The following is a 25,121-nucleotide window of genomic DNA, read 5'->3' on the forward strand; positions in this document are numbered from 1 at the left end:
CCGGCGGGCAGGCCCGCGCCGGGCTCCGGGCGCCGTCTCAGTCCATGCCGACGAGGTGCTCGGGTTCGTCGAGGTCGGAGACGATGGTGGGCATGGAGGCGGTGATGACGGAGCCGTCGGCGCGGACGGTGCCCTCGATGTCGGAGGTGGTGGGGGCGCCCTCGATGGTGGGGCGGTCGTCTTTGAGGGGGACGGTGACCGGTCGGTCGGGAGCGACGAGCACGCGCTCGCCGCGCACCCAGAGCTCGAGCGGCTGACCGACCCGCATGCCGCCGGGCACGTCGGAGGCGACCGGCACCGGGTCTGAGCCGACGGCGGCGCCGGCACCGTGGCCGAAGGGCTCGCCGGCGCCCGCCTGCTCGAGGATGGTGAACGTCATCGACGACTGCTCGAGCAGCACCTCGACGAGTGAGCCGTGGATGGTGACGTGGAACACCAGCGACTCCCACTCCTCGGGCAGCCGCGGGTCGAAGGTAAACTTTCCGAGGTAGTCGCGCATGCCGCCGAAGCCGAAGGCGAGACCGCTCCACACGCCGCCGGTCGAGGCGACGTGGATGCCGTCGGCGGTGTTGTTGTGCAGGTCGCCGAGGTCGACGTAGAGCGCTGCCTGGAAGTAGCCGAGCGCGAGCTCGCGGTAGCCGACCTCGGCCGCGATGATCGACTGCGTCGACGCGGAGAGGGTGGAGTCGCCGGTGGTGAGGGCGTCGTAGTACTCGAAGTCGGCGCGCTTCTCCTCCGTGGTGAACTCGTCGCCCTGCAGCAGCAGCGCCAGCACCACGTCGGCCTGCTTGATGACCTGGAAGCGGTAGATGACCAGAGGGTGGAAGTGCAGCAGGAGCGGGCGCTTCGACGCGGGGGTGTTCTCCAAGTCCCACAGCTCCTTCTCGAGGAACTGCGCGTCTTGCGGGTGGATGCCGAGGTCGGCGTCGTACAGGATGTGCATGGCCTCCGCGGCGGTCGACCACTCCTCGATCTCGTCTTCGGCGAGGTCGAGCCGCTTCACCATGGCGGCGTAGAGGGCGGGCTCCTCGCGCTTGAGCCGCCGGGTCTGCCGTACCGCCGCGCGCAGGTTGGCGCGGGCCATGACGTTCGTGAACAGGTTGTCGTTGACCACCGTGGTGTACTCGTCGGGCCCCGTCACGCCGTGGATGTGGAAGGTCTCGCTCGACTTGCCCCGTGCCCGCCAGAAGCCGAGGTCGGCCCACATGCGCGCGGTCTCGACGAGGATGTCGATGGCTCCCCGGTCGAGGAAGTCGAAGTCGCCGGTCGCCGCCACGTACTGCGAGAGCGCGTGGGAGATGTCGGCGTCGATGTGGTACTGCGCGGTACCCGCGGCATAGTACGCCGACGACTCGAGCCCGTTGATGGTGCGCCACGGGAACAGCGCGCCGCGCTGGTTCAGTTCGACCGCGCGGTCTCGCGCGGCGTCGAGCATGCCGTGCCGGAAGCGCAGCGCGTTCCGCGCCACCTGCGGCGAGGTGTAGGTGAGGAAGGGGAGCACGTAGATCTCGGTGTCCCAGAAGTAGTGCCCGCCGTACCCCGAGCCCGAAACGCCCTTCGCCGCGATGCCGCCGCCGTCGGTGCGCGCCGTCGACTGGGCGAGCTGGAACAGGTTCCAGCGCACCGCCTGCTGCACCTCGGGCTGCCCCGCCACGACGACGTCGGAGCGCTTCCAGAACGCCGCGAGCCAGCGCTCCTGCTCGGCGAACACCTCGTCGATCGGCGCCTCGCCGATGCGGTCGAGCGTGCGGTTGGTGCGATCGGCGAGCTCCGTCGTGGGCACCGTGGAGGAGGTGTGATACGCCAGGGTCTTCACCAGACGGATGCGCTGGCCGGCCTTCGCGCGCACCCGGTAGACGTGCTTGGCGATGTCGTCGTCGATCTGGGAGGTCTCGTCCCACTCGTTGTCGGTCTCGAGGCGGTGCTCGGCCCCGCAGGCGATGGTCATTCCCGAGTTGGCGGTGCGGTACCCGAGAACGTAACGGCCCTCGTGAGTCCACTTGAAGCGGGGCAGCAGCACGCGGTCGGCGAAGCCGGAGGCCTTGCGCGGGTCGGCGATGCCACCGGAGGACGAGCCGGAACCCGAGCCCCCGGCGGCAGCGAACTCGTCGACCCGGTCTTGGCGGTTGAGGATCTGGCTCGAGATGAGGATCGACGCGTCGGCGTCGAGCATGGTGACCTCGTAGTCGATGACCGCGAGGTGACGGTCGGCGAACGACACCAGGCGACGCGAGCGGATGAGCACCCGCTTGCCCGAGGGCGTGCGCCACTCGATGACCCGCTCGAGCACGCCCGTGCGAAAGTCGAGCCGGCGGGAGTACTCGATGGTGTCGGCGTCGGCGACCACGAACGGCTCGTCGTCGACGTAGAGCCGGATGACGCGCGCGTCGGGCGCGTTCACGATGGTCTGCCCCACGCGCGCGAAGCCGTAGGCCTCCTCGGCGTGCCTGATCTGCCAGGTGTCGTGGAAGCCGTTGATGAAGGTGCCCTCGGCGTAGGCCTTGTGCCCCTCCTCGAAGTTGCCGCGGAGCCCGAGGTACCCGTTGCCCACGGCGAACAGCGTCTCGGTGCGGCCCTGCGTGGCGGTGCTGAACTCCGCCTCGGTGAGCGCCCACTCGTCGACGGGGAACTGCGTGCGGTCGAGCGGGTCGGAGGTGATCGGGTTCATCGGGCGCTTTCTGTGACGAGATGCCTGGGATGCTGCGGAGGGCGGGTGCTGACGGTGGCGTCGGTCGATGCTAGCGAAGGAGCGGCGCGTGTGCCGAGCATCCGTTAGCCCTGTGGAGAGATGAGGCGCCGGGGCACCGCTGTGGAGAACGGGCCGTCAGCGCAGCGCGGGCACCAGCTCGGCGAGATCGTCGACCACGATGTCGGCGCCCGACCCGAGCAGCTCCTCAGCTCCGACACCCCGATCGACGCCCACGACCAGCCCGAAATCGCCGTCGCGCCCGGCCTGCACGCCGGAGTGCGCATCCTCGATCACGACGCACTCCGCCGCCGTGAACCCGAGCAGCTCGGCCGCGCGCAGGTAGGTGTCGGGCGCGGGCTTGCCCGCGATGCCCTCGCGGGCGGCGACCAGTCCGTCGACGATCACCTCGAAGCGGTCGCGGATTCCCGCCGCCGTCAGCACCGCCTCGGCGTTGCGCGAGCTCGACACCACGGCGACCTCGTAGTCCGCCTCGAGGGCGGCGGTGAGGAACTCGAGCGAACCCGGGTAGGCCTCGACGCCGTTCTCGGCGAGCTCGGCCGCCACCGCGTCGTTCTTGCGGTTGCCGAGGGCCCATACGGTCGACTCGCCGGCCGCGTCGTCGGGCGAGCCCGAGGGGAGGCTGAGGCCCCTGGCCTCGAGCATCGAGCGCACGCCCTCGACCCGCGGCTTGCCGTCGATGTGGAGGTAGTAGTCGTCGTCGGTGTAGGGCGCGACGCCCTGCGAGGCCAGGTAGGGGGTGAACAGACGGGCCCAGGCCTTCATGTGCACGTCGACCGTCGGGGTGAGCACGCCGTCGAGGTCGAACAGGAGAGCGCGGGCGGTCGCGAGACGGCTCGCATCGCGGGTGACGGTGTCGGTCATACCTCAACGCTACTTGCTCGTCGTGAACAGCGTGTTATCGCGTCGTTTCGTCTGACCACCGGATGCGCCCCCCACCGGGCAGCGCCGGCCACCGGATGCGCGCCCCACCGGGCAGCGCCGGCCACCGGATGCGCGCCCCACCCAGTCGCGGGCGCGCACCCGGATGCCCGGCGATGCGCGCCTACCCGATCCCGATCGCCCCCACCAGCACGCCCACCGCGAGCATCACCAGCGCCACCACGACGGCCCGCCACAGCACCCGCTTGTGGTGGTCGCCGAGGTTGACGCCGGCGAGCGAGACGAGCAGCAGGATGGCCGGCACGAGCGGGCTCTGCATGTGCACCACCTGCCCCGTGATGGACGCCCGTGCCATCTCGACCGGGTCGATGCCGAACGCCGCGGCGCTCTGCGAGAGCACGGGGAGGATGCCGAAGTAGAAGGCGTCGTTGGAGAGGAAGAACGTCATCGGGATGCTGAGCAGGCCCGTGATGATCGCCGAGAACGCCCCGAGCCCCGACGGGATCGACCCCGCCACCCACTGCGCCATCGCGTCGACCATGCCGGTTCCCTCGAGCACGCCGATGAGCACGCCGGCGGCGAGCACCATCGACACCACGCCGACGATCGAGGGGGCGTGCGCCACGATCCGCTGCGCCTGGTCGGCCACGCGGGGGAAGTTGACGATCACAGCGATGGCGCTCGCCACCATGAACACGTAGGCGAGCGGCAGCACGTCGGCCACGAGCAGCACCATCACGGCGACGGTGAGCGCCAGATTGAACCAGAACAGCTTCGGCCGGAGCGTCGGGCGCTGCGGGTCGAGCATGGTGTCGGCCATCGCGGTGTCGGCCGGGTTCACGAGGGCGCGCAGCGCGCCGGTGGAGATGCGCTCCACGTGCGTGCGGGTTCCGGTGCGGCTGCCCGCGCCGGTTCCGGATGCGGTGGTCGCCCCCGGTCCGGAGGTCCCGACACCCGCGCCCCCGGCACCGCCGCGCGCCCCGCTGCCCTCCGCGGGCGCCGACCCCCGGCGGAACAGCCGCGCGGTCATGCGACCGAGCGTTCCCGCTTCGCCGGCCGCCGCATCCGCTTCACCCTCCCGGCTGCCCTCCCCGGGCAGATCGAGCGTACCGAGGCGCTTGCGCTCCATGAGCCCGAGGTGCCAGGCGAAGACGAAGATGATGGCGAGCCCGGCGAGCATCGACGGGATCATCGGCACGAACACCTCGCTCGCCGACACGTCGAGCGCCGCAGCGGCGCGCGCGGTGGGCCCGCCCCACGGCAGGATGTTCATGGTTCCGTTGGCGAGGCCCGCCACCACGGTGAGCACCACCGGGCTGAGTCCGAGCCGCAGGTAGATCGGCAGCATGGCGCTCGTGACGACGATGAAGGTGGTCGACCCGTCGCCGTCGAGCGAGATGACGGCGGCTAGGAGTGCCGTGCCGACGACCACCTTCACGGGGTCGTGGCCGACCAGCCGCAGGATGCCGCGCACCAGCGGGTCGAACAGCCCCACGTCGATCATGAGCCCGAAGTAGATGATCGCGAACATGAGCAGCGCCGCCGTCGGCGCCAGCCCGCCGATGGCCTCGAGCGCCATGTCGCCGACGCCGAGCCCCGCTCCCGCGAACAGCCCGAACACGGTGGGCACGATGATGAGGGCGAGCACGGGCGTCATGCGTCTGGTCATGATGAGCACCATGAAGACGGCGACCATTCCGAATCCGAGGAGGACGAGCACGGGAGACTCCTTCGTCTGAGGCCGGCACGACGGGGCCGGGCGGCTGTTCCGACACGATAGGAAGGAGCGCGGAGGCGTCGCGCGCTACTGCGCATTGACGGCGAATTCCGCATTGAACCCGTTCTGCGCATTCTGCTCATCGCGGGGGCCACGGGCCTGGGTACCATCACCTCATGACGACGGCGCCGCGACGGAGACGGGGCCGCTCCGTGCCCTTCACCCGCCAGGTGAACCGCTCGATCGTCGCCGCGATGGTCGCCGTCTCGGCCATCACCCTGTGCCTGTTCGCGGCCACCGGAGTCGCCCGCATCGTGCAGCAGACGCAGGAGTCGGCGCTCCGTCTGGCACAGACCGTCGCCGAGACGCCGCAGGTGCGCGAGGCGGCGGAGGCGGAGTCCGACCGCAGCACGCCCTCGACCGACGCCCAGCTCGTGGCGGGAACGCTCGACGACTACGCGCGGGCGATCGAGAGCCGCACCGGAGCCCTCTTCGTGGTGGTGACCGACGACACCGGGCGCCGGCTCGCGCATCCGAACCCCGACGAGATCGGCGACCCGGTGTCGACGAGTCCGGATGCTGCCCTCCGCGGCGAGGAGACCGTCAGTTGGGAGCGGGGCACGCTGGGCGACTCGGCCCGGGCCAAGGTGCCGATCTACGGCCTCGACGACCCCGAGCGTGTGGTGGGTGAGGTGAGCGTCGGGCTGCCGCCCTCGGAGGTGTGGGCGACCGCCCTCTCCGACGCGCTCGCCGTGGCCGTCGCGACGGCGTTGGCGCTCGCGGTGGGCTGGGTGCTCGCCGCCTTCATCACGCGGCGACTGCGCCAGAAGACGCTGGGCCTCGAGCCCGAGGAGCTGCTCGAGCTGGTGCACGACCAGCAGGCGGTGCTGCAGGGGGTGGGCGACGGCGTGATCGGCCTCTCTCCCGACGACGTCGTGACGGTGTGCAACGAGCGCGCCGCCGAGCTGCTCGGTCTCGCCGGGCCGGTGGGCCGGCCGGTGCGCGAGGCGATCACGGATGCGGGGGTGCTCGCCTGCCTCGACGAACCCCGCGACGAACCCCTGGTGGTGAACGGGCGGCTCGTCTACGTCGACGTGCACGTCGTGCGCCGCGACGGGCAGGAGCTCGGGCGGGTCGTGATCGTGCGCGACGTCACGGCGGTCGACGACCTCACGCGGCGGCTCACCGCGGTGGGCACGCTCGCCAGTGCGCTGCGCGAGCAGCGGCACGAGTTCGCGAACCGCATCCACGTGGTGACGGGGCTGGTGCGAGCGGGCGAGACGACAGAGGCGCTGGCCTACCTCGACCAGGTGGGTGAGCACGGGCCGGTGCGCTTCCCCATCGAACGGGCCGAGCTCATCGCCGAGCCCTACCTGCAGGCGTTCCTCGGGGCGAAGGCGCTCGAGGCGGAGCGGCGGGGCGTCGCCCTGCGGGTGGGGCCCGACGCCGACGTCACCGGCTCGCTCCGCCACCCCGAAGACGTGACCACGGTGCTCGGCAACCTCGTCGACAACGGCATCGAGGCGGCAGCCGCCTCCGCGCGCGAGCCGCGCTGGGTCGAGGTGGAGGCGTTGCGGCACGGCGACGAGCTGCACCTCTCGGTGATGGACTCGGGCGACGGCATCGGGGCCGCGACGGGCGGCATCGATCTCGCGCAGGCCGACGCGGTGTCGACGGATGCGCGGCTCGGCTCGGCGGTCGAGCCCGGTTCCGAGGCGGCGCAAGGCCCTGAGCCCGAACCCGAGCCCGCGCCCGTTCCCGCGCCCGTTCCCGCGCGGGGCCCCGAGCCCGCCCACGGGCACGGCATCGGCCTGCGCCTCTCCGCCGAGGTCGCCCGCCGGCACGGCGGGGAGCTGCGTCTGGCGAAGGGGCGCACCGAGCGCCACGGCGCCGTGTTCGTAGCGCGGATGGAGCACCAGTTCGACGACGAGGACGGACGATGACCGCAGCGCTCCGGGTGCTCGTCGTCGACGACGACTTCCACGTCGCACGGCTCCACTCGCGCATCGTCGACTCGCTCGACGGCTTCGCGGTCTCGGCGACGGCGGGCACGGTCGCCGAGGCGGTCGCGGCCATCGAGGCCGACCGCCCCGACGTGGTGCTCGCCGACATCTACCTCCCCGACGGCTCGGGCCTCGACCTCATCGCCCGCTACGACCTCGACTCCGTCGTGCTGTCGGCGGCGGTGACGTCGGCTGCCGTGCGTCGCGCGTTCCAGCGCGGAGCCTTCGGCTACCTCGTGAAGCCGTTCGCCGACGAGCAGCTCGTCACGCTGCTGCGCTCGTACCAGCGCTACCGCAATCTGCTCGACGCCCGGCCCGAGCTCGACCAGGAGACCATCGACCGGGCCCGCCGGGTGCTGAACGGGGGAGCCCGCGACACCCCGGCACGCCGCTCGCCCACCGAATCGGCGGTGCTCGAGGTGCTCGTGGCGGCCGACACCGCGCTGTCGGCACCGGTCGTCGCCGAGCGGCTCGGCCTCTCGAGGGCCACCGCGCAGAGACACCTCTCCGCGCTCGCGCACCAGGGTCTGCTCGTGGTGGAGCTGCAGTACGGCAGCACCGGCCGGCCGGAGCATCGCTACCGATCGGTCGCGCAGCACTGACCCCGCGCATCCGGATGCGTTCTAGGCTTGACCCGGCCGGAGAACGGCGGACGGGAGCGGGAGATGCACGGAGAGTACAAGGTGCCGGGCGGCAAGCTCGTGGTCGTCGATCTCGACGAGGTCGACGGGCGCATCCGCGACTTCAGGCTGGCGGGCGACTTCTTCCTCGAACCCGACGACGCGCTGCCGCTCATCGACGCGGCGGTCGAGGGTCTTCCGAGCGACAGCGACGCGGCGACCATCGCGGCAGCCGTGCGCGGGGCGCTGCCCGAGGGAGCGGTGCTGCTCGGGTTCTCACCCGAGGCCGTCGCGGTCGCCATCCGGCGTTCGCTGGCGAAGGCGACGAGCTGGGATGCGTACGAGTGGCAGCTCATCCATTCCGGGCCCGAGACGCCGCAGATGCAGCTCGCGCTCGACGAGGTGCTCACCACCGAGGTGGGGGAGGGGCGCCGCAAGCCCACCCTGCGCATCTGGGAGTGGAACCGGCCCGCCGTGGTGATCGGCAGCTTCCAGTCGCTGAAGAACGAGGTCGACCTCGAGAACGCCGAGAAGTACGGCTTCGAGGTGGTGCGGCGCATCTCGGGCGGCGGGGCGATGTTCATGGATGCGAACTCGGTCGTCACCTACTCCATCTACGCGCCCGCGGCGCTCGTGCAGGGCATGACCTTCGCCGACTCCTACGCCTTCCTCGACGAGTGGGTGATCACGGCGCTGAAGTCGCTCGGCATCGAGGCGTTCTACCAGCCGCTGAACGACATCTCGTCGACCAAGGGCAAGATCGGCGGGGCCGCGCAGAAGCGTCTCGGCAACGGTGCCGTGCTGCACCACGCCACGATGAGCTACGACATGGACGGCGAGAAGATGGTGCAGGTGCTGCGCATCGGCCGGGAGAAGATGAGCGACAAGGGCACCAAGTCGGCGGCCAAGCGGGTCGACCCGCTGCGCAGCCAGACCGGGTTGCCGCGCGACGAAGTGATCGACCGCCTCATCGCGACGTTCACCGGGTTGTACGGTGCGCATCCGTCGACCATCACCGACGCCGAGCGCGCCGCCGCCGAGGAGCTGGTGCGCACGAAGTTCGCGACCCCCGAGTGGATCGGACGAGTTCCGTGAAGACCGACCCCAGAAGCCCCGAGCTCCCGGTGTTCACCGCGGAGGCGCTCGCCGAGGTGCCGCGGCTGGAGCTACCCGCGTTCACGAACGACGATGCGGTCGAGCTGGGAACGATCGCGGTCGAGCTCGTCCGCGAGCGCGACCTCGACCTGGCCGTCGACGTGGTACTCGGCGACGACCTGGTGTTCCGCGCCCGGCTGGGCGCGACCGGGCCCGGCAACGACCCGTGGCTCGCGGGCAAGGCCGCGGTGGTGCGGCACTTCGGCATTCCGTCGCTGCTCGTGAAACGGCGCTTCGAAGACGCCGGCACGCCCTTCGAGCAGGCCACCGACCCCATGATCGACCACGAGGTGATGCGGGCCCACGGCGGCTCCATCCCCCTCTTCGCCGCCGGCGAGCTCGTCGGCACCCTCACCACCTCCGGCGAACCCGACGTCATCGACCACCAGCTCGCCGCCGCCGCCATCGACCGCTTCCGCGCCCGCCGCGGCCTGTAGCGCGGGAGTCGCCCGATACCGCCGAGGAGTCGAGCAGCTACAGTTCGCGGCCAATCAGCGGGGCAGGTACTGCTCGAGTGAGTCGAAGACCGCGGGTGAGACCGTGTTCTCTCCACCGAGCACCACGATGCGGTCCGGATTCAGCCGCTCCAGTTCGGTTGCCGCCGCGGCGGGTACGGCATTCTTGGTGACGAGTATCACCGGCGCGCCATTCTTGATGGCCGAGGCGCCGCCGGAAAGGGCGTCGGGAAAGACCTCGCCAGAAGCGACGAAGACTGTCTTGGCTCCTCCGGCGAAAATCGTTCTCGAGACCGCGGCTGCGCCTTCGTATCGGTCAGGTCCGGCGATTCGAGTCGTCGGAGCGATCGTATTGAGAGACGCCACAACACCATCTGTGACGCTGTTCGGACCTCCCAGCACCAGAATCTTGGTCACGCCGAGCCGCTCCAGCTCCTCCTTGACTCCGGGTGGAAGGGAACCTTTCTGGGTCAGTAGGACAGGGGCCTTGTCGCGCCCGGCAGCCGCGGCTCCGGCCAAGGCATCGGGAAAGTTCTCGCCCGATGCCACATACGCGACGGTGCTCGACAAGAACGTCTTGCTGACAGCGACCGAACCGCTGTATCTGTCAGGGCCTGACACGCGGTCGACGGTCGTGCGCGTGTATGCCTTCAGATCATTCTCGACTTGCGTGCTGACCGTGTCCGGACCCCCGAGGACCACGATGCGTCGTGGGGTCAACCGGGTGAGTTCTGCGCGCATGTCCGCAGAGATGGTGTTCTTCCCCACGAGGAGGATCGGTCCTTGGTCGTGACCGGCGGCCGCTGAACCGGGGAGCGCGTCAGCGAAGCCCTCGCCGGAGGCCACATACACGATCGGTCCGACAATTCCGTCGGACACGAACGCGTCGGCGGCGACGTTGGCCGACACGGTGTATCGGTCTGCTCCGGCAATCCGTTCGAGACGGGGAGTGACATGACCCATCGCCACGAATGCCTGAGGTGACCCAGGCGAAGGGGTCGTTCCTGTGAGGTCGGTCGCCGCCGACCGGAAAGCCACGAGGCTGCCGTCGCTGCTCAACCAGGGCAGGTCGGACTGCCCATTTCCTGCATTCGTACCGACGAGATTGCGGCTGGCGACCACGACGCTGCCGGTAAGGCGGTCACGCACGTAGACCTGAGTGTAGGGAAGCGGGAAACTTGAGCCCTCGGGGACGACATCGGTTTGAGCGGTATCGAATGCAAGATAGCGGCCGTCTTCGGAGAGCACAGGGTGCGCGGCTTTGGCGATGCCCATCGTGCCCGCGGCATTTGGGGTGCCGAGCGTGGTTGACTTCGCGATGAGGTCTCGTACGTAGATCGACGTACCCCCCACCGCCGGATGCTTCTCGTTGATGTCAGAGGCTTCGCTCGTGAAAGCGACAGTGGTGCCGTCAGCCGACACCGCCGGCATCGCCGACGGTCGGTCTCCTCCGGCAGTACCGTCGATATTCACGCTGACCAGCTCGGTTGCTCGCGCAACAATCGACCTCGCGTAGATCTGGGAACGCCCCCCGGCGGGCTGTGCACTCAACGTGTCCGTCGACGCGAAGACGACCACGGATCCGTCGCGTGAGACGGCGATGTCGCGGTCGATGCCCCGCGCACCCGAGGGTGCGGCTGCCATGGGATTGACACTCACCATGGTGGTCGTGGCCAGGCGAAGATCTCGTACATAAACCTGCTCGGTAGCAAGATTGTCCTCTGCCGTCAGCTTCGATGCCGAGATGAAAGCCACTACCGAGCCGTCACCGGACATTCGAACCGAAGTCGCCCCTTGAATCGCAGGTGCGGGACTCGTTCCATCAGTCACACTCACGAGCTGTGTCGAACCTGTGTCCCGATCCCAGACGAGCGCCTTCGCGCGTCGCGACGGGACGCTGCCCGCGAGGTTGTCGGCAATGGAGGTATAGGCGATGTAACGACCATCGTCGGAAATCGATGGCTGATAGGACGGCATATCTCCGGCCACTCCCCCGCGCGCGCTCACCATCGTGATGGCGCCGGTACGAAGGTCGCGGAGATAGACCTGCTCCACACCGTTCGCTAGATCGCTCATATTTGTCGCTCGGGTCGAGAAGGCCGCGTACCTGCCGTTCCCGGACAGAGCGATCGACTCGACCGGAAGATTGGCAGAGGCCGGGGGGAGGGACAGAGTCTCTGACACCTGGCGAGTCGTGGATTCCCAAGTAGTCGCCCATGACACGGTGGGCGGTGTCAGTGCGACGGCAGCGCCGAGGACGGCAGCGAGTGCGACAGTGTTACGAATGGTGCGGTTGATGATCATCACGACGACTCCCAGGGAGAGAGGGTATGGAGTTTGTCGAGAGAGTATCATAAAAAAATGAGTATCAATCAGTAATGCTTAAATTTCGGAGCAACTCGGGCCAGAGGGTGGGGGCGACGGGGTAGGGGGCGCTGAAGGAGAGGCGGTGCACGAGGCCCGCGAAGCGGGTGGTGAGGGCGGCGGCGACGTCGGTGGGGGAGCCCGCGACGGCGAAGGCGTCGAACATCTCGTCGGTGATGAGCTCGCCCATGGCGTCCCACTCGCCGCGGAGGGAGCCGCGGTGGAGCTGCTCGTGCACCGAGGCCCAGCCGTGCAGCTCGAGCACGGGGAGGTAGGTGGGGGTCGAGCCGTAGAAGGCGATCTGCTTCTTCACGGCGGTGCGGGCGGCCTGCACCTCCGACTCGTCGCGGCCGATCGCGATGAAAGCGGGGAGGCTGACCTCGAAAGCGGGTCGCGAGGCACGCGCATCCGGGCCCGACACGTCCGGGGTAGCCGCACGCCCCCGAGCCACCGCCGGCAGGCTCACCTCCTCGAGGTAGCGACGTGTCGTGAACGGGTGCGCGAGCATCCCGTCGGCCACCTCGCCCGCGACCTCCGCCATGCCGGGCCCGACCGCCGCCAGGGTGATGCGCGGCGCACCGAACGGGTTGGGCCCCGGGCTGAACATGGGCGGCATGAGGGTGTGCGTGTAGAACTCGCCCGCGAACGACAGGCGCGAGCCCGTCGCCCATGACTCCTGAATGGCGTGCAGCGCCTGCACGTACTCGCGCATCCGTGCCGCCGGCCGCGACCACGGCATCGAGAAGCGGCGCTCGATGTGCGGCTTCACCTGCGAGCCGAGGCCGAGCACGAAGCGTCCGCCCGAGATGAGCTGCAGGTCGTTCGCGAGCACCGCCGTGTTCATGGGGTTGCGGGCGAACGCCACGGCGATCGAACTGGTGAGACGGATGCGCTCCGTCGCCCGCGCCGCCAGCGCCAGCCCCACGAAGGGGTCGTGCTTCAGCTCGACGGCGAGTGCCCCGTCGAAGCCGGCGGCCTCGGCGGCGGCCACCGCGGCCTCGAGCTCGAGCGGGCTGCTCGAGACGTCACCGCCCCCGTCGATCGCGAACGGGGCGGGCTCTGACAGGGTGGGGTTCGCGGGCTGCTGCACGGCATCGGACATACCGTCATTCCACCGGTTGCCCTCGCCCCGCGCATCCTGCCTGTGGGGTTCCCACACCTCAGCCGCGGTCGACGAGCTCCTGATAGTCGGGGTGCTGGTCGATGAAGTGGGCGACGAAGCTGCACTGCGGAACGACGGTGAGGTCGCTCGAGGTGCGCACGTCGTCGAGCGCGTACTCCACCAGGCGCCCGGCGAGTCCGCCCTTGCGCTTGGCGGGGTCGACCTCGGTGCGGGTGAACACGATGCGGTGACCCTCGAGGCGGTAGTCGGCGAAGCCGGCGACCTGGTCGTCGAGGGAGATGGTGTAGCGGTTCTGGCGGACGTCGTTGCTGATCAAGGTGCTCGTCACGAGGCCGAGGATACGCCTGTCCCCTCGGAACTGTCAGAATTGCACGGTGCCAGTCGCCGATCCGTCCTCCGCTGCGGTGGCGGGGTCCGATCCGCGCGACGGCATCGCGGCCGGGGCGCGGGGCGAGGGGTTGCTGTTCCACGCCGACAACCTCGACGTGCTCGCCCGCTTCGCCGACGCATCCTTCACCCTCGTCTACCTCGACCCGCCCTTCAACACGGGGCGTCCGCAGGAGCGCAGGCCCACCACCTCGACCCGGGTGCCACCCGCCTCCGACGGGGAGACGGATGCTGCTGCCGCCGAACCGCGGCAGGGTCGCGTGACGGGGTTCAAGGGTCAGCGCTACGACCGCATCCGGGGCGATCTGCTGCGCTACGACGACCGCTTCGACGACTACTGGGGCTTCCTCGAACCGCGCATCGTGGAGGCGTGGCGGCTGCTCGCCGACGACGGCACGCTGTACCTGCACCTCGACTACCGGGAGGCGCACTACGCGAAGGTGCTGCTCGACGCGCTGTTCGGGCGGGAGTGCTTCCTCAACGAGATCATCTGGGCGTACGACTACGGGGCGAAGTCGAGGCGTCGGTGGCCGACGAAGCACGACACGATCCTGGTGTACGTGAAGAACCCGAAGGCGTACCACTTCGATTCGGAGCAGGTCGACCGGGAGCCGTACATGGCGCCCGGGCTGGTGACGCCCGAGCGGGCGGAACGGGGCAAGCTGCCCACCGACGTGTGGTGGCACACCATCGTGTCGCCGACGGGGCGGGAGAAGACGGGGTACCCGACGCAGAAGCCCGAGGGCATCCTGCGGCGCATCGTGCAGGCGTCGAGCCGCGAGGGCGACTGGGTGCTCGACTTCTTCGCCGGCAGCGGCACCACGGGCGCGGTCGCGGCGGCGCTCGGCCGCAACTACGTGCTCGTCGACCACAGTGCGGATGCGGTGCGCGTCATCCGCGAGCGGCTGCCGGGGGTGCGCGCGCTGTAGGGCGGGTGTTGGTCGCGCAAACTGCTCGTATTCGAGCGGGAAAGAGCAGTTTCTGCGACCAACGCGGGCCTGAGCGTGGGTGTCCCAGGGTGCGCGGGTGTGCTCCTCAGGTGGAGGCGCGCACCACCAGGTGGGTGGGGATGAGCGTGCGGTGCGGCGGGTTCTTGCCGGCGAGGCGGGCGACGAGAACCTCGGCCATGCGGGCGCCGAGGTCGGCGGAGGGCTGGTGCACGGTGGTGAGCGGCGGGGTGAGGGTCGACGCGAAGGTGTCGTCGTCGTAGCCGACGACGGCGACGTCGCCCGGCACCGAGAGCCCGCGCTCGTGCAGCACGCGCATGGCACCCGCCGCCATCTGGTCGTTCGCCACGAAGACGGCGTCGAACGCGGGTGCGCCGGCGGTGTCGGATGCGCGATCGAGCAGGCGGCGCATCGCCAGCACACCAGACTCCTGCGTGAAGTCGCCGAACTCCACGAGCTCGTCGGTTCGAGCTGCGTCGCCGCCCACGACCGCCCGCCACCCCGCCAGCCGGTCGATACCCGCGGGCATGTCCTGCCGCCCGGCGATGTGGGCGATGCGGCGCCTCCCGATGTCGACGAGGTGCCCGGTCGCGAGCCGCGCGCTCGCCTGGTTGTCGACGTCGACGTAGTGCGCGTCGGCGAGTTCCGGGTTCACCGGGCGGCCGCCGAAGACGATCGGCAGCGAGTCGCCGAGCCCCACGTAGGAGTGGTCTTCGGCGTGGTGCGACACGACGAGCGCCCCGTCGACGTTCCCGCCGAGCAGGTACCGGCGGGTCTTCTCGGGTCGCGCCTCCGACGCGATGAGCAGGTTGAGCGTGTAGTCGGTGTCGCTGAGCGCCCGCGCGACTCCGCGCACGACGGGCGCGAAGAAGGGGTCGGCGAACACCGTCGAGGTCGACTCGGGGACGATCAGCGCGATGACGTCGGTGCGCCTGCTCGCCAGCGACCGCGCCACCCGGTTCGGCACGTAGTTCAGCTGCGCCACCGCCGCGTGCACGGCCGCGGCAGCCTCGGGCGCGACGCTCGTCGACCCGTTCACCACCCGCGACACGGTCGCCCGCGAGACGCCGGCGACCGCCGCCACCATCTCGAGCGTGGGCACGCCCCCCGCGTTCTTCATGAGCCCATGACCGAGACCAGGTCGGCACGGATGCGCGACCCGGCCCCGCGCGTCCGGTCACGACGCCCGACCCCGACCTCGACCCCGGCTCCGCGCATCCGCACCGTCGCCGGCGGCCCGCCCGCCTCGCTACGAGACGGCATCGACCGCGCCGGCCGCAGCATCCGCACGGGCGATGACCTCGGCGTAGGCCTTCGCGCTGTCTTTGGGGGTGCGCACCAGCGTGTCGTAGTCGACCCGCACGATGCCGAAGCGCTTGCCGTAGCCCCAGGCCCACTCGAAGTTGTCGAGCAGCGACCAGACGAAGTATCCGCGCACGTCGGCGCCGTCGGCGATCGCCTGCGAGACCGCCTCGATGTGGTCGCGGATGTAGGCGGTGCGCTCGGCGTCGTGGATCGCTCCGTCGGCGGACACCTCGTCGTCGTACGCCGCACCGTTCTCGGTGACGTAGAGGGGAGGCAGCGCGTCGTACTCGTGGCCGAGCCGCACCAGCAGGGTGCGGAGCCCCGCGGGGTGCACCTCCCAGCCCATGCCGGTAAGGGGGAGTCCGCGCAGCGGGAAGGTGAGGAACTCCGAGCCCACGAACGGCGACTTGGCGGGCAGGCCCCCCGCGACCGCGTGCGGGTCGACCGGCACCACCGAAGGGTCGGCGGGCTGCTCGATGGGGTGCCCGCTCACCTGGTCGTCGTGGTAGTGGTTGACGCCGAGGAAGTCGAGCGGCTGCGTGATGATCTCGAGGTCGCCCTCGTGCACGAGCGGTCCGCCGGTGGAGAGGTCGATGCCGACCGCGGCGAGGTCGGTCTTCACGTCGGCCGGGTACTCCCCGCGCAGCAGCGGGTCGAGGAAGATGCGGTTGTTCAGCGAGTCGAGCCGGCGCGCGGCGTCGAGGTCGACCGGGTCGTTCCGGTCGGCCGGCACCGCGTTGGTGAGGTTGAGCGTGATGCCGAGGTGCTGCGCGCCGAGCTCGCGCAGGCGGGCGACCGCGAGGCCGTGTCCGAGGTGCTGGTGGTGCACCGCGGCGATGGCTGCTGCGGGCTCCTGCCGCCCGGGCGCGTGCACGCCCGAGGCGTAGCCGAGCAGCGACGAGCAGAACGGCTCGTTGAAGGTGGTCCAGTGCTCGACCCGGTCGCCGAGCGCGTCGTAGACGACCTCGGCGTACTCGGCGAAGCGGTGCGCGGTGTCGCGGTTCGCCCAGCCGCCCTGCTCCTCGAGCGCCTGCGGCAGGTCCCAGTGGTAGAGGGTGAGCCAGGGGAGGATGCCCGCGCCGAGCAGCTCGTCGACGAGCTTCGAGTAGAAGTCGAGCCCCGCCTGGTTCGTGAACCGGTCGCCGGGCCGGATGCGCGCCCAGCTGGTCGAGAACCGGTACGAGTGCAGACCCAGCTCTTTCATGAGGGCGACGTCGGCGGGAACGCGGTGGTAGTGGTCGACCGCGACGTCGAGGGTGTCGCCGTTCAGCACCGCACCGGGGACGCGGGCGAACGCGTCCCACACCGAGGCCTCCTTGCCGTCTTCGAAGGCCGCGCCCTCGATCTGGGCGGCTGCGGTAGCGGATCCCCAGAGGAAACCAGGGGGGAAAGCGGTGGTCATCGGACGACTCCTCGTGATGTGATGCGCGATTCGGCTCTGAGAGCGCTCTCGCCAGCTTAGTCAGCGCATCCGTCGGCTGCATCCGCGCAGCGGTCGTACGCGGGTCGTGCACCTCGGCGTGGGCGCTGGGGGAGGTGCCTACGCAAGCGGGCCCGGCCGCCCGCGTAACAGTAGTTCGCATAAGGCCGTGAGCGGGGGGCGCCGTGCGACTCTGGTACATCATGACCGAGCACACCGCCATCCGACCCGCCGGGTTCGCCACGCGTCAGGTGCACGCCGGCCGCGCCCCGGGCGCGGGGGCGGGCGCCGTGAACCCGCGGGCGACGCCCATCCACCTCACCGCCGGCTTCGAGTTCGACGACTTCGCGCAGGCCCGCGACCGCTTCGGCGGTGCCGAAGACGGATTCACCTACACGCGCATCGGCAACCCCACCACCTCCTCGGCCGAGCGGCGCATCGCCGCGCTCGAGGGCGGCATCGACGCCATCCTGGTGGGCAGCGGGCAGGCGGCGGTGGCCTCGGCCGTGCTCGGGCTGCTGCAGGCGGGCGACCACCTGGTGTCGGCGTCGAGCATCTACGAGGGGTCGCGCGGGCTGTTCCTCGACAACTTCGGCCGCCTCGGCATCGAGACCGACTTCGTCGTCGACGCGAACGATGCGGCGTCGTGGCAGCGCGCCATCCGGCCCACCACCCGGGCGCTCTTCGTGGAGTCGATCCCGAATCCGAAGAACGACCTGGTCGACATCGCGCTCGTGGCCGAGGTGGCGCACGCGCACGGCATTCCGCTCATCGTCGACAACACCTTCGCCACCCCCTACCTGCAGCGGCCGCTCGAGCACGGCGCCGACGTCGTCGTGCACTCGGCGAGCAAGTTCCTGGCCGGCCACGGCTCGGTGCTGGGCGGCGTGATCGTGTCGGGTTCGGCCTTCGACTGGGCGGTGACGGATGCGCGGGGCCCGTTGTTCCCGCACCTCGCCGAGCCGTCGCGAGCGCTGGGCGGGCAGAGCTACGTCGACCGCTTCGGCGCCGCCGCCTTCATCACCTACGTGCGCGACGTCGTGGTGTCGCGCTTCGGGCCGACGCCGTCGCCGCTCAACGCCTTCCTCATCGAGCAGGGCATCGAGACGCTCTCGCTGCGGGTCGACCGGCAGTCGCAGAGCGCACTCGCCATCGCGCGCTGGCTCGAGGAGCAGCCGGGCGTGGAGTCGGTCGACTACTCCGGCCTCGAGTCGAGCCCGTTCCATGAGCTCGCCGAGCGGTACCTCCCCGACGGGCAGGGCTCGGTGTTCGCGTTCACGCTCGCCGGGGGTGCTGCAGCCGCCGAGGTGTTCTTCGACTCGGTCGAGCTGTTCACGCGCATGACGCATCTGGGCGACGTGCGGTCGCTCATCATCCACCCCGCTTCGACCACGCACGCGCACCGCACGCCCGAGCAGCTCGCCGAGGCGGGCATCGCGCCCGGGCTCATCCGGCTGTCGATCGGGGTGGAAGACGCCGACGACCTCATCGACGACCTCGCGCTGGGGCTGGCGGCGGTGCGGGGTGCGGGTGTGGTTCCGGATGCGCGGGGGGCTGTCGCCGAGAACGGTGAGGTCGCAGCATCCGTCGTTCTGGGGAGCGGGACGCTCGACGTGCACGAGGGTCGCGCGCTCGCGCACGAGGCGGCCTGAGGTGGTTCGACCTCAGCACTTCGGCTGGTTCCTCTCGCGCGGATTCGGGCCGCACGGGTGGGGGCATCCGTACCTCGACTGGGACCACCGCTGGGCGGGGCCTGAGCTCTACCAGCAGTCGGTGCGCACGCTCGAGCAGGCGGGATTCGACCTCGTCATCATCGAAGACGCGCTCTCGCTCGGCAACGCATCGACGCTCGATCTGCGCATCCGCAGTGCTTACGGCGGGCCCAAGCACGACCCGTTGCTGCTCGCGCCGTACCTCTTCGACGTCACGCAGCACATCGGCATCGCGCCGACGGTGAACCCGCTGGCGTACTCGCCGTACCAGGCGGCACGCCAGTTCGCGACGCTGCAGCACCTGAGCGACAGCCGGTTCGGCATCAACGTCGTGACCGACGTGGGGTCGTCGCGGCACTTCGGGGTCGACCCGCTCGACCACGACGGGGCGTACGACCGGGCCGAGGAGTGGCTCGGGGCGCTCAAGCGGCTGTGGGGGAGCTGGGGTGGGGAGGGGCTGGTGGCGGATGCTTCGACCGGGCAGTTCGCCGACGGGTCGAAGCTCGACGCCTTCTCGCACCGGGGGGAGTACTTCTCGTTCGACGGGCCGCTGAACGCGCTGCCGTTCGGGGGAGGCGACTCAGAGGCGCTGTCGGGTGACCCGATCGTGGTGTCGCCCGGTGGGTCGCCGCGGGGGCTCGGGTTCGCGGGAGCGAACTCGCAGGTGCAGCTGGCGCTGGCGTCGCTCGACGTCGAGACGGTGAAGGCCTATCGCACGAAGGTGCTCGCCGCGGCAGCTGCGGCGGGGCGCGGGCCCGCCGACATCGACATCCTGTTCGTGTTCAAGCCGATCGTGGTGTCGAGCGCGGAGGAGGCGCAACGGCTCGTCGACGCCTCAGAGCATCCGTCTGACGAGGCTCTGCAGGCGATCGCGCTGGGGCAGTCGAGCGACCTCGAGACCGACCTCACCACGCTCGATCTCGACCGGCCGATCGACCCCGCGATCTTCGGCGACCACGTGTCACGCGGCACCATCAAGGGGCTGCTCGGAAAGTTCGAGAGCTTCGACGGGGTGCCGCTGCGCGACATCCTCACCGCGAAGGCGAAGCTCGGGCGCATCGCCTCCCGGGAGGGCTACGTGGGCACCGCCGACGAGATCGCCGACTTCATCGAGGAGTTCGGCGAAGAGGCCGACAACGACGGCTTCATCTTCTCAGGCGACCTCCACCCCGTCACCGTGCACCGGATGCTCGATGAGCTCGTGCCCATTCTGCGGCGCCGCGGGATTCTGCGGCGGTCGTACGGGGGCGGCGGGTTGCGGGGGAATCTGCGGGACTTCTAGCTGGGGTGGTGCCGGGCGTGCTGGGGTGGCGCGCTGTGCTGGTTGCCGCGCCGCCGCTGCTGCGGCGCGGGCGAGATGTTCGCGTGCGGTCGGAGGGCGCGGCCTGCGGTCGCACCCTCCGGCCACGCGCTCACCCTGGGTCGTCGAGAAGGGCCTGTTGCGTTCGGCGCGCGGGGTGGCCCGGCACGCCGGGGTGGGCGGGGTGGCCCGGCACGCCGGAGTGGGCGGGGTGGCCCGGCACGCCGGGGTGGGCGGGGTAGCGGCTACTTGTCGGCGGGGCGCTGGGTGGGGGTGGAGGAGGTGTCGGGGAGGATGAGGGAGCCCATCTCCTCGGCGGCGAGTTGGGCTTGGATGGCGGGGGTGTCGGCGTCTGCCGAGCGCGCGCCCGTGGCCGCGGCGGCGGCCGAGGCACCGGCCGCGCCTGCGCCCGCAGCGCCCACCGCGCTCGCGCCAGCGGTACCAGCAGCGCCGGCGGCGGCGCCCTCGGCGTGGGCCTCTTCGAGGGCGGACTTGGCGCGGAGGGGGGTGGCCTTGAGGAAGAAGCTCAGCACGAAGGCGACCGCGACCACCCCGAAGCACACCCAGAAGACGGTGGAGGTGGCGTTCGCCCAGGCGTCGACGAAGGGCAGCGTCAGTCGGGAGTCGGCGCCGACGAGGAAGGAGGTGTCTCCGCTCAGGGCGTCGCCGATGGAGCCGGGGTTGGTCTGCGCATCCGTCAAGATCTTCAGGATCGCCGCGTTCGCCGGATCGGACTGCACCGCGGGGTCGGTGGCCGCCGCTTGGGCGCCGGCGAGAATGGTCGGGTTCGTGAACGCCGCCGGCAGCGTCTGGCCGAGCCGCGAGAACAGCACCGAGAACACCACGGCGGTGCCGAGCGTTCCGCCGATGGAGCGGAAGAAGGTGGCCGCAGAGGTCGCCACACCGATGTCGCGCGGGCCGACCGAGTTCTGGGAGGCGATGGTGAGGGTCTGCATGAGCTGGCCGAGGCCGAGGCCGACCACGAGCATCCCGATCAGTACGTACCAGATGGGCTTGTCGGCCGAGAGGAAGGTGAGGTAGAAGAACGCGACGACGAGGAGGCCGGTGCCGAGGATGGGGAACATCTTGTAGCGGCCGGTGCGTGAGATGAGCTGGCCGGAGACGATAGAGGAGATCATGAGGCCCAGCACCATCGGGATCATCATGAGGCCCGCCTCGGTGGGCGTGGCGCCCGCCGCGATCTGCAAGTAGTTCGGCAGGGTCATCATGGCGCCGAACATGCCGAATCCGACGAGCACACCGAGCACGGTCGCCATCGAGAAGGTCGACGAGCGGAACAGCTTCAGCGGGATGATGGCGTCGTCGCCCATGCGACGCTCGACCACGAGGAAGAGGATGAGGCCGATCGGCGCGATGACGTAGCAGGCGATGGCGCCGAGGGAGCCCCAGCCCCACTCGCGACCCTGTTCGGCGACGAGCAGGATGGGCACCACCGTCAGCACGATCGCCGCGACACCCCACCAGTCGATGCGCACGGCGCGCTTGGTGTGCGGGATGTGCAGGAACATCAGCACGATGACCATCGCGATGGCGCCGATGGGGAGGTTGAGCAGGAAGATCCAGCGCCAGCCGGTGATGCCGAGGATCTCGGGGGCGCCGGAGAGGAGGCCGCCGAGCAGGGGGCCGATGACGCTCGAGATGCCGAAGGTGGCGAGGAAGTAGCCCTGGTACTTGGCGCGTTCGCGCGGGGCGAGGATGTCGCCCATCACGGTGAGGGCGAGCGACATGAGGCCGCCGGCGCCGAGGCCCTGGATGGCGCGGAAGATGGCGAGCTCGTACATGTTGGTCGCGATGCCCGCGAGGAGCGAGCCGACCAGGAAGATCGCGATGGCGATGATGTAGAGCGGGCGGCGGCCGAAGATGTCGGAGAGCTTGCCGTAGAGCGGGGTGGAGATGGTCGACAGGATGAGGTAGCCGGTCGTCACCCAGGCCTGCAGGCTGATGCCATCGAGGTCGTCGCCGATCGTGCGCATCGAGGTGCCGACGATGGTCTGGTCGAGCGAGGCGAGGAACATGCCCGCCATGAGTCCGAAGATGATGAACAGGATCTGACGGTGGGTCATCTTGCCGCCCGCCTCGCGGAAGCCCTGCTCTCGGGCCTCGGCCGCTTGGGCCCGGCGGCTGGGTGACGACGTGGTGCGAGACATGGCGATCCTCGGGACGAGACGGAGTGGGACGCAGGCGCGCCACGATGTGGCGGAGGGCGCGCGCAGAACTTTGCGCAGACTGCAAAGTTACACCCCGTGCACGATAGTTGACAACTCGCAAATATCTCCGGCGGGCGGCGGGATGTTGCCCGGCCCGTGCAAACTCGATGGACTTTCGGCGCTTCTCCGGAATCGGATGGACTCTCGTGTCCGAATGGAGTCCGGTCTCCATCCGTTTCGGGGGAGACCGGCTGCAGCCCTCAGGCGCCGAAGATCTTGCCGAAGAGGCCCTTGCGGCGGGGTTCCCAGCCGGCGGCTTCGAGGGTGTCGATGACGGGTTGTTTGATCTCGTCGGTGTCGAAGGTGTAGCCGTACGTCTGGCCGACGGTCTCGCCCTGGCGGTCGGTGACCTTGGCGAGGATGGCGGCGCCGAGGTTAAACGAGTACGACTTCTTGTGGCCGCGGAAGGTGGAGCGCTCGTAGGAGAGGCCGATGCCGTCGCCGCCCGCCGAGAGGCCGCCGCGTTCGACGGTCTCCTGCTCGTCGAAGGAGTACGTGCCCTTCTCCTCGTCGAGCAGCACCCAGAGGGTGTAGTCGGCGTCGAGCGATTGGGCGCCGAGCACGGCCGCCCACTTCTGGTTCGCGTAGTTCCAGCGGCCGACGACCCCCGCATCCGTCGGCTCGTAGACGAACGGCAGTTCGTCGTTGTTGAGGGCGAGGATGCTCGCCTGGGCCTCGTGGAAGGTGGTCGCCATACCGGTGGGGGCCCCGCTCAGGCCGTCGCGACGGTGTCGGTGGTGGCGGCGCTGTCTTGGATGGCGCGCACCTCGCCCCACAGCTCCTGCGCCTGGGCGCCGGTGGCGGTGGCGGTGATCTGCACCAGGTCGGCGGCGGAGCCGTGGTCGACGATGGCGATGCGCACCGCCTGTATGAGCACGCCGACGCGAGGGTCGGGGTAGCTGAACTCGATGCGGAAGCCGGGGCGTCCGAGCACCTCGGTCTCTTCACGACCGAGCTCGGCGACACCCTCGATGGCCTCGACCCGGCGCACGACGGCGTCGATCGCGGTCTCGAGCGAGTAGCCCGCCCCGAAGCGCGACACGGCGACGACGACGTTCGGCCGGAACTGGCCCTGCTCGACCGTCTTGCCGGCGGCCAGCACCGCACCGGAGACCGAGAGGGCCTTCCAGTCGTCGGGCAGCTGGAGCTCGAGGGGCGCGAAGGCGGGCGCGGCCTCGCTCGGGAAGGAAAGCGTGTGCGTCATGATGTGGCCTTTCTAGCAGGATGCTGACGGAGCTGAAGGGGAATCGGTGAGGATTCGCAGGGGGACGGTGAGCGGGTTCATCACCACGGCCAGACCTGCTCGAGGCCCTCGACGAACTGGCGCGGGCTGAACGAGAAGTCCATCGAGACGCTGCCGCCGACGCCGAGCGCGACGCCCGCGTCGAGCGAGAAGCTGACCTCGTCGTAGGTGAGCTGCACGTCGGCCTCAGCCTTGGCGCCGACACCGGCCCAGACCTCGCCGCCGACGCCCACTCCGACGCCGCCGACCGAGAGGTCGACGTCGCCACCGGCTCGTGCACCGGCGAAGCCGTCGATACCCGCGTTCACACCGACGCCGTTCGGGCCGATCGTTCCGCCGACCTCGGCGTCGACCTCGGCGCCCGCCATGGCGTGGCCCTCGACGCCGACACTGGCCATGCCGGTGTCGAGCGAGCCGGAGGCGTTCACCTCGGCGCCGACCAGGCCCTCGGCCGAAGCCGAGGCGTGAGCGTTGCCGCCCTCGTCGATGCCTGCTCCTGCGTCGGCGAGACCCTCGACTCCGATGTAGCCGTCGACCGAACCCTCGCCCGAGATGTGGCCGGCCTGGAACTCGCCGGAGGCTTCGCCGCCCGCGCCCCACTGCCAGCCGGTCTCGGCCGTGTGGTCGACGGAGCCGTTCGGCCCGTAGACCGTCTCGACGTTGCCGAACCCCACCCCGCCGTAGAGGCCACCCTCGAGGTTGCCGGTGGCGCCGTCTCCGTTGCCGCTGCCCGAGCCGCCGCTACCGGTGCTGCCACCGCCCGAGCCGCCGGAGCCCCCGCCGAACGCCCCGCCGTCTGTCGACGCGGTGTTCTGCTCCTCGGCGTTCTTCACCAGGTCGGCGCTGCCGGTGCGCAGCGCCTGCGCTGCGGCCTTCAGCTGCGCCGAGTGGGTCGCGTTCCAGTCGGCGCGGAAGCTCGTCGCATCCGGCCCCTGCCAGGCCTGCGCCTGGTTGACGCTCGAGGAGAGCGTCGAGTCGATCGTGCCGAGTCGTTCAGCAGCCGTATCGAACTGCTTGGCGAGCCGGCGGAGCTCGTCGACATCGGCTCCGTAGAAACCACCAGCCATGACACCCTCTCAAGCGTGCGGGTCGGACAGAGAAGACAGAAGACCGGCGGGAGCCACGGGGGCTCCCGCCGGAGACGCACTAGGCGTTGGAGGTGGCCTCCTGGTCGGACGCGTTCTTCGCGGCCTTGTTCGACGCGTCTTCGAGCGCGGTGATGACCTGCTTCAGCGCGGCGGTGTGGGTGGAGTTCCACTCGTTGCGGAAGTTCTCCGCGTCGGGGCCCGTCCACTGCACGCTCTGCAGGGCGCTGGTGAGCGTGGTGAGGATCTGCTGCACCTGCTGCGACTGCGTGTTCAGCTGCTTGCTGAGCGACCGGACCTGCTCGACATCAAGACCCCAAACGGCCATTGTTCTCTCCTTACTCTCCGCGGCCCGGACGTTCCGGTTCCGCTACTTCCTGTGAGGATCCCCCTCACGAGAAAGACAATACGGACGGTTGTCGATTTCGGCGATGGGGAGAAGTCCCCATGAAGAACTCGACGGCGCGC

Annotated in this window: 20 protein-coding genes; 7 read left to right on the forward strand and 13 right to left on the reverse strand. The window is 70.1% G+C overall.

All coding sequences use genetic code 11. The features are described from left to right. Positions 1-37: 37 nt before the first annotated feature. The 3 genes from HL652_RS19350 to HL652_RS19360 form a co-directional block, all read right to left on the reverse strand. The gene (locus HL652_RS19350; RefSeq protein ID WP_171706816.1) at positions 38-2,668 is read right to left on the reverse strand and encodes a glycoside hydrolase family 65 protein; all 2,631 of its coding nucleotides are present in this window, start codon (positions 2,666-2,668) and stop codon (positions 38-40) included. A 156-nt stretch (positions 2,669-2,824) separates the two neighbouring features. After that, the gene (locus HL652_RS19355; RefSeq protein ID WP_171706817.1) at positions 2,825-3,571 is read right to left on the reverse strand and encodes an HAD family hydrolase; all 747 of its coding nucleotides are present in this window, start codon (positions 3,569-3,571) and stop codon (positions 2,825-2,827) included. A gap of 181 nt (positions 3,572-3,752) precedes the next feature. Continuing rightward, on the reverse strand, positions 3,753-5,309 hold the full coding sequence (locus HL652_RS19360; protein WP_171706818.1) for a CitMHS family transporter: 1,557 nt from the start codon (positions 5,307-5,309) through the stop codon (positions 3,753-3,755). Between the two features lie 173 nt (positions 5,310-5,482). Between HL652_RS19360 and HL652_RS19365 the strand changes: the two genes are divergently transcribed. The 4 genes from HL652_RS19365 to HL652_RS19380 all read left to right on the forward strand — a co-directional run bounded on the left by HL652_RS19365 (position 5,483) and on the right by HL652_RS19380 (position 9,521). Further along, positions 5,483-7,249, forward strand: coding sequence for a sensor histidine kinase (locus tag HL652_RS19365; protein ID WP_171706819.1), 1,767 nt, complete (start codon positions 5,483-5,485; stop codon positions 7,247-7,249). Further along, a complete protein-coding gene (locus HL652_RS19370; protein WP_171706820.1) occupies positions 7,246-7,911 on the forward strand; it encodes a response regulator in 666 nt (221 codons plus the stop codon). Before HL652_RS19365 ends, HL652_RS19370 begins: the two co-directional genes overlap by 4 nt. 63 nt (positions 7,912-7,974) lie before the next feature. Continuing rightward, complete coding sequence (locus HL652_RS19375; protein WP_171706821.1) at positions 7,975-9,024, forward strand: lipoate--protein ligase family protein; 1,050 nt, start codon at positions 7,975-7,977, stop codon at positions 9,022-9,024. After that, positions 9,021-9,521, forward strand: coding sequence for a heme-degrading domain-containing protein (locus HL652_RS19380; protein WP_253743481.1), 501 nt, complete (start codon positions 9,021-9,023; stop codon positions 9,519-9,521). Before HL652_RS19375 ends, HL652_RS19380 begins: the two co-directional genes overlap by 4 nt. A gap of 54 nt (positions 9,522-9,575) precedes the next feature. Here HL652_RS19380 and HL652_RS19385 read toward each other — a convergent pair whose 3' ends face one another. The 3 genes from HL652_RS19385 to HL652_RS19395 all read right to left on the reverse strand — a co-directional run bounded on the left by HL652_RS19385 (position 9,576) and on the right by HL652_RS19395 (position 13,354). Then, on the reverse strand, positions 9,576-11,843 hold the full coding sequence (locus tag HL652_RS19385; RefSeq protein ID WP_253743926.1) for a cell wall-binding repeat-containing protein: 2,268 nt from the start codon (positions 11,841-11,843) through the stop codon (positions 9,576-9,578). A 64-nt stretch (positions 11,844-11,907) separates the two neighbouring features. Continuing rightward, complete coding sequence (locus HL652_RS19390) at positions 11,908-13,005, reverse strand: TIGR03617 family F420-dependent LLM class oxidoreductase (RefSeq protein ID WP_171706823.1); 1,098 nt, start codon at positions 13,003-13,005, stop codon at positions 11,908-11,910. Positions 13,006-13,063: 58 nt separating this feature from the next. Continuing rightward, entirely contained in the window at positions 13,064-13,354 is a 291-nt protein-coding gene (locus HL652_RS19395) for a GNAT family N-acetyltransferase (protein ID WP_171706824.1), read from the reverse strand. Positions 13,355-13,457: 103 nt separating this feature from the next. Between HL652_RS19395 and HL652_RS19400 the strand changes: the two genes are divergently transcribed. Then, on the forward strand, positions 13,458-14,342 hold the full coding sequence (locus tag HL652_RS19400) for a DNA-methyltransferase (RefSeq protein ID WP_216604117.1): 885 nt from the start codon (positions 13,458-13,460) through the stop codon (positions 14,340-14,342). A gap of 106 nt (positions 14,343-14,448) precedes the next feature. On the opposite strand, the gene HL652_RS19405 is transcribed toward HL652_RS19400, so the two are convergent. Both HL652_RS19405 and HL652_RS19410 read right to left on the reverse strand, forming a co-directional pair. After that, entirely contained in the window at positions 14,449-15,480 is a 1,032-nt protein-coding gene (locus HL652_RS19405) for a LacI family DNA-binding transcriptional regulator (RefSeq protein WP_171706825.1), read from the reverse strand. 129 nt (positions 15,481-15,609) lie between these two features. Next, a complete protein-coding gene (locus tag HL652_RS19410; protein ID WP_171706826.1) occupies positions 15,610-17,067 on the reverse strand; it encodes a glycoside hydrolase family 1 protein in 1,458 nt (485 codons plus the stop codon). A gap of 221 nt (positions 17,068-17,288) precedes the next feature. On the opposite strand from HL652_RS19410, the gene HL652_RS19415 reads away from it, so the two are divergent. Both HL652_RS19415 and HL652_RS19420 read left to right on the forward strand, forming a co-directional pair. Next, on the forward strand, positions 17,289-18,737 hold the full coding sequence (locus tag HL652_RS19415; protein WP_171706827.1) for an O-acetylhomoserine aminocarboxypropyltransferase/cysteine synthase family protein: 1,449 nt from the start codon (positions 17,289-17,291) through the stop codon (positions 18,735-18,737). A 1-nt stretch (position 18,738) separates the two neighbouring features. Then, positions 18,739-20,079, forward strand: a complete 1,341-nt coding sequence (locus HL652_RS19420) for an LLM class flavin-dependent oxidoreductase (RefSeq protein WP_171706828.1) — start codon at positions 18,739-18,741, stop codon at positions 20,077-20,079. A gap of 263 nt (positions 20,080-20,342) precedes the next feature. On the opposite strand, the gene HL652_RS19425 is transcribed toward HL652_RS19420, so the two are convergent. From HL652_RS19425 to HL652_RS19445, 5 genes are all read right to left on the reverse strand, one after another. Beyond that, positions 20,343-22,181 (reverse strand): MDR family MFS transporter, encoded by a 1,839-nt coding sequence (locus HL652_RS19425; protein ID WP_171707468.1) that lies wholly within the window; start codon positions 22,179-22,181, stop codon positions 20,343-20,345. 344 nt (positions 22,182-22,525) lie between these two features. Further along, on the reverse strand, positions 22,526-23,020 hold the full coding sequence (locus tag HL652_RS19430) for a hypothetical protein (protein ID WP_171706829.1): 495 nt from the start codon (positions 23,018-23,020) through the stop codon (positions 22,526-22,528). Between the two features lie 17 nt (positions 23,021-23,037). Continuing rightward, positions 23,038-23,529 (reverse strand): LpqN/LpqT family lipoprotein, encoded by a 492-nt coding sequence (locus HL652_RS19435; protein WP_171706830.1) that lies wholly within the window; start codon positions 23,527-23,529, stop codon positions 23,038-23,040. A gap of 80 nt (positions 23,530-23,609) precedes the next feature. Further along, complete coding sequence (locus HL652_RS19440; protein ID WP_171706831.1) at positions 23,610-24,635, reverse strand: WXG100 family type VII secretion target; 1,026 nt, start codon at positions 24,633-24,635, stop codon at positions 23,610-23,612. A 79-nt stretch (positions 24,636-24,714) separates the two neighbouring features. After that, entirely contained in the window at positions 24,715-24,981 is a 267-nt protein-coding gene (locus HL652_RS19445) for a WXG100 family type VII secretion target (protein WP_171706832.1), read from the reverse strand. Positions 24,982-25,121 lie beyond the last annotated feature (140 nt).

Origin of the sequence: Herbiconiux sp. SALV-R1, from assembly GCF_013113715.1 — a bacterium.
Taxonomy (GTDB): Bacteria; Actinomycetota; Actinomycetes; order Actinomycetales; family Microbacteriaceae; genus Herbiconiux.